At 71.2% G+C, this 5,161-nt stretch carries 5 protein-coding genes and 2 tRNA genes; all 7 read left to right on the forward strand.

Annotated elements, in window-relative coordinates; translation table 11 throughout:
* A partial coding sequence (locus tag H0488_RS19945) for an NAD(P)H-quinone dehydrogenase (protein WP_246372558.1) occupies positions 1 to 932 on the forward strand: 932 nt, incomplete at its 5' end.
* Between the two features lie 57 nt (positions 933 to 989).
* Positions 990 to 1,511, forward strand: a complete 522-nt coding sequence (locus H0488_RS19950; RefSeq protein WP_183100980.1) for a ribose-5-phosphate isomerase — start codon at positions 990 to 992, stop codon at positions 1,509 to 1,511.
* On the forward strand, positions 1,504 to 2,346 hold the full coding sequence (locus H0488_RS19955) for an Fpg/Nei family DNA glycosylase (protein WP_183100981.1): 843 nt from the start codon (positions 1,504 to 1,506) through the stop codon (positions 2,344 to 2,346). Before H0488_RS19950 ends, H0488_RS19955 begins: the two co-directional genes overlap by 8 nt.
* Positions 2,343 to 3,389: a PP2C family protein-serine/threonine phosphatase gene (locus H0488_RS19960; protein WP_312856450.1), complete on the forward strand. Its 1,047-nt coding sequence runs from the start codon at positions 2,343 to 2,345 to the stop codon at positions 3,387 to 3,389. Before H0488_RS19955 ends, H0488_RS19960 begins: the two co-directional genes overlap by 4 nt.
* Before the next feature lie 79 nt (positions 3,390 to 3,468).
* A tRNA-Gly gene (locus H0488_RS19965) sits at positions 3,469 to 3,542 on the forward strand.
* Between the two features lie 46 nt (positions 3,543 to 3,588).
* Positions 3,589 to 3,661 (forward strand) — tRNA-Pro (locus H0488_RS19970).
* A gap of 35 nt (positions 3,662 to 3,696) precedes the next feature.
* The gene (tig, locus tag H0488_RS19975; protein WP_183100982.1) at positions 3,697 to 5,121 is read left to right on the forward strand and encodes a trigger factor; all 1,425 of its coding nucleotides are present in this window, start codon (positions 3,697 to 3,699) and stop codon (positions 5,119 to 5,121) included.
* The last annotated feature ends 40 nt before the right edge of the window (positions 5,122 to 5,161 follow it).

Genomic DNA, 5,161 nt, shown 5'->3' on the forward strand with positions numbered 1-5,161 from the left:
CGCTGGCGAGTGCGATGCCCGACGGCGAGCGGATCCTGACCTGGGAGCAGGTCTACGACCTCACCGACGAGCCCACCGAGATGATCGTGGTGGGCTCCGGTGTGACCGGCGCCGAGTTCGCCAGCGCCTACCTCGCGCTCGGCATCCCGGTCACCTTGGTGTCGTCCCGCGACCGGGTGCTCCCCGGCGAGGACGCCGACGCCGCCCAGGTGCTCGAGGACGTCCTGACCCGGCGCGGCATGAAGGTGCTCTCGCAGTCGCGGATGGAGTCGGTCACCCGGTCCGCCGACGTCGTGACCGTGCGGCTGACCGACGGCCGCGAGGTGCAGGGCTCCCACTGCATCCTGGCCCTGGGTTCGGTGCCGAACACCGCGGACCTGGGCCTCGTCGAGGCCGGGGTGGTCCTGGACGACGGTGGCTTCATCAAGGTCGACCGCGTGTCCCGTACGTCGGCGCGCGGGGTCTACGCGGCCGGCGACTGCACCGGCGTGCTGATGCTGGCGTCGGTCGCCGCGATGCAGGGCCGGATCGCGATGTGGCACTTCCTCGGCGACGCGGTGGCACCGCTCGACCTCAAGCAGGTCTCGTCGAACGTCTTCACCGCGCCCGAGATCGCGACCGTGGGGTGGTCGCAGCAGGCGATCGACGCCGGCGAGATCCAGGCGGAGACGGTGATGCTGCCGCTGTCGGGCAACGCCCGGGCGAAGATGCAGGGCGTGCGCGACGGTTTCGTGAAGATCTTCTGTCGCCCGGGCACCGGCATCGTCGTCGGCGGCGTGGTCGTCGGCCCCCGCGCGAGCGAGCTGATCCACCCGATCTCGCTCGCGGTCGCGGAGTCGATCACGGCCGACCAGCTGGCCCAGGCGTTCACGGTCTATCCGTCGATGAGCGGCTCGGTCGCCGAGGCCGCGCGTCGTCTGCATCACTTCTGAGATCACGGCCGACGGTCCCGCTGCGCGCGGGCAGGAGCCGGTGAGAGGATGACCGCCATGCGCGTGCACCTCGGTTGCGACCACGCCGGCCTCGAGCTCAAGAGCCACCTGATCGGGTGGCTCACCGAGCACGGCTACGAGCCGGTCGATCACGGTCCCTTCGTGTACGACGCGGTCGACGACTACCCGGTGTTCTGCCTCCGTGCGGCCGAGGGCGTGGCCGCCGACCGGGCCGCCGGGCTCGACAGCCTCGGCGTGGTGATCGGCGGCTCCGGCAACGGCGAGCAGATCGCCGCCAACAAGGTCAAGGGCATCCGCGCGGCGCTCGCCTGGTCGGAGGAGACGGCCTCCCTCGCCCGCGAGCACAACGACGCCTGGGTGGTCGCCGTCGGTGGACGGATGCACCCGCTCGACGAGATGACCCGGCTGGTCGAGGTCTTCCTCGCCACGCCGTTCCCGGGAGACGAGCGGCACGTGCGCCGGATCGGCCAGATGACGTCGTACGAATCGACCGGACAGCTCCCCCCGCTCCCCGCCTCGGCCCAGTCGACCCCCTCCGGGCCGGCCGACGATGCCTGAGGGACACACCCTCCACCGTCTCGCCCGGGAGCTCACCGAGGTCTTCGGCGGCCAGACGGTGCGCGTCGGCAGCCCCCAGGGCCGGTTCGCCGACGCGGCCGCCCTGCTCGACGGCGCCGAGCTGCTCGACGCTGAGGCCTGGGGGAAGCACCTGTTCATCGACTTCGGCGCCGGCCGCTACGTGCACGTCCACCTGGGCCTCTACGGCACCTTCGACGTCCACGACCTGGTGGACGAGGTGCCGCTGCCGGTCGGCCAGGTGCGGCTGCGCCTGGTCCGCACCGACGGCAAGGCGTACGCCGACCTCCGCGGCGCCACCACCTGTGCACTCGCCACGACGGCCGAGCGCGACGCGGTGGTCGACCGCTCCGGCCCGGACCCGCTCCGTCCGGACGCCGACCCGGCGCTCGCCTGGAACCGGATCGGCCGCAGCTCGGCACCGATCGGCACCCTGCTCATGGACCAGACCGTCCTCGCGGGCGTCGGCAACGTCTACCGCGCCGAGCTCCTGTTCCGGCACCGGATCCACCCGCTCCGTCCGGGGCGGACGCTGCGGCCCGGTCAGTGGCGGGCCCTGTGGGACGACCTGGTGGCGCTGATGGCCGAGGGCGTGCGCACGGGGACCATCGACACGGTGCGGCCCGAGCACACGCCGGAGGCGATGGGGAGGGCGCCGCGGGTCGACGACCACGGGGGAGAGGTCTACATCTACCGCCGTGCCGGACAGCCCTGCCACGTCTGCGGCCGGGCCGTGCGCAGCGCCGTCCTCAACGGCCGCAACCTGTTCTGGTGCAGCCGGTGCCAGCCGGTCTTCCGCTCGAGGGCGGCGTCGTGAGCCGGCCCCTCGTGCGGCGTCCCACCCCCGACCAGTGGCTCGCGCTGGGCCTTGCCGTGCTCGCGGCCGGCATCGTGGTCGGCGTCGCGGCCATGCCGGAGACGTTCCCGTTCACCGCTCTGAACGTGCCGTTGCTGGTGGGCGCCCTGATCCTGCGCCCGCGGACCCTGGTCTGGTTCGTCGCGTTCGTGATCGTGATGGTCGCGATCGCGGGAGCGCTGCAGCCCGAGCACACCACCCGCACGATCGCCGCCCTCGTGATCCTGTTCCTGGTCTGCATCTTCGTGCTGTCCATCAGCCTGCGGCGCAGCGTGCTCGGCATCGGCGGGCGCCGGGGCGAGTCGATGCTCGTCGACCTCCGTGACCGGATCCTCGCGCAGGGGACCATCCCGCACCTGCCGGACAACTGGCTGGTGGAGTCGGCGATGTCCTCGGCCGGCGGCTCGCCGTTCGCCGGCGACTTCGTCGTCGCGGCCACCCGGGAGGGCGGCACGCATCTCGAGGTCGCGGTGGTCGACGTGTCCGGCAAGGGAGAGGCAGCGGGCACCCGGGCGCTCCAGCTGTCCGGTGCGATGGGCGGCCTGCTCGAGGCGCTGCCGCCGTACCGCTTCCTGCCGGCGGCCAACCACTACCTCCTCCAACGCGACTGGGACGAGGGGTTCGCGACCGCCGTCCACCTCTCGCTCGACCTGGTGACCGGTGACTACGAGCTGCGGACGGCCGGCCACCCGCCGCCGGTCCATCGGTCGGCCGGCTCCGGGCGCTGGCGGGTGATCGCCACCGAGGGACCGGTGCTCGGCCTCATCGAGGGGGTGTCCTACGAGCCCGCACGGGGACGGCTGGGCCCGGGCGACGTGCTGCTCCTCTACACCGACGGCATGGTCGAGGAGCCGCGTCGCGACATCGAGCTGGGCATCGACGAGATGCTCGGCGCCGCCGAGCACCTGTTCCGTCACTCCGTCGACGGGCTGGCGGAGCGGCTGGCCGCGAAGGTCGGCTCCCGCGACGACGACCGGGCGCTCCTGCTCGTCCACCGACGCTGACCGGGGGCGTCCACAGGGGCCGCTCGTTTGGGGCGGGCGACCTGCCTTGTGGCACGATGACACCCGCGTTTGCACGTGCGCGGATGTAGCTCAATGGTAGAGCCCCAGTCTTCCAAACTGGCTACGCGGGTTCGATTCCCGTCATCCGCTCCAAGGAGCCTCCGACGACCCCAGATGGACGTCGCCGGGAGCATCTTGCCGGGGCGTAGCGTAGTGGCTAGCGCGCCTGCTTTGGGAGCAGGAGATCGCAGGTTCGAGTCCTGTCGCCCCGACGCACCACTGATACTTACTGAAGGAGAACAAGCCTGTGAAGAGCGCCGTCGAGACCTTGAGCCCGACCAGGGCCAAGCTGACCGTCGAGGTGCCCTTCGAGGAGCTCAAGCCGAGCCTCGACGCGGCGTACCAGAAGATCGCTCAGCAGATCAACATCCCCGGGTTCCGCAAGGGGAAGGTGCCACCGCAGATCATCGAGCGCCAGTTCCCCGGCGCCGCCCGCGAAGAGGCCCTGAACGACATCCTCGGCACCAAGTACGTCGAGGCGCTCCAGGCCAACGACCTGACCCCGCTGGCGCAGCCCGACGTCGAGGTCGTGAAGTACGACGACGAGGGCCCCCTCGAGTTCACCGCCGAGGTGGACATCAAGCCCGAGATCACGGTGCCCGAGACCGACGGTCTCGAGGCGACGGTCGAGGACGTCGAGGTCACCGACGAGGACGTCACCGAGCAGGTCGACGCGCTCCGCACCCGGTTCGCCACGCTGCTCGACGTCGAGCGCGCGGCGCAGGACGGCGACTTCGTCGTGCTCGACCTCAAGGCGACCAAGGACGGCGAGGCCGTGGAGGGTGCCGAGATCACCGGGTTCTCCTACCAGGTCGGTCGTGGCGGGATGATCGACGGCCTCGACGAGGCGCTCACCGGCATCTCCGCCGGCGAGGAGAAGGTCTTCACGTCCCAGCTCGTCAACGGCGACCTGGTGGGCGAGGACGTCGAGGTGGCGGTCTCCGTCAGCCAGGTGCAGGAGCAGGAGCTCCCGGAGCTCGACGACGACTTCGCGCAGATGGCGTCCGAGTTCGACACCTTCGCCGAGCTCGAGGCCGACGTGCGGGAGCGGCTCACCCGCGGCAAGCGGCTCGAGCAGGCCGCTGCCGCTCGCGACGCCGTGCTCGAGGCGCTGCTCGAGAAGGTCGAGATCCCGCTTCCCGAGTCGATCGTGACCGAGGAGCTGAACGCCCGGCGCCAGAGCGTCGAGCAGCAGCTCGCCTACGCCGGCATGACGCTGGACGCCTACCTCGAGGACGAGGGCCAGACCCAGGAGGAGTTCGAGGCCGACCTCGAGCGCCGGGTCCGCGACTCGGTCGCCGCGCAGTTCCTGCTCGACGAGATCGCCGACAAGGGCGAGATCGGCGTCGACCAGGGCGAGCTGACCCAGCACATGGTGCGGCGCGCACAGCAGTCCGGCCAGGACCCGCAGGAGTTCGTCAACCACATGCTCGAGCACAACCACGTGCCCGACATGGTGCAGGAGATCCGCCGCGGCAAGGCGCTCGCCCAGCTGGTCGAGGGTGCCGTCGTCAAGGACGGCTCCGGCAACGTCGTGGAGCTGAAGAACCTGCGCCCCGACGGCACCATCGGTGACCCCGAGGCCGAGGCCGAGGCTGCGGCTGTGGAGGCTGCTGCCGACGAGGTTGCCGCTGACGAGGTTGCAGCCGACGCGGAGTCGACCGAGGACTGAGATCCTCCGGAGCGCCTCAGTGCACGACTGTGCACTGAGG

Origin of the sequence: Nocardioides pelophilus (genome assembly GCF_014180685.1) — a bacterium.
Classification (GTDB): Bacteria; Actinomycetota; Actinomycetes; order Propionibacteriales; family Nocardioidaceae; genus Nocardioides; species Nocardioides pelophilus.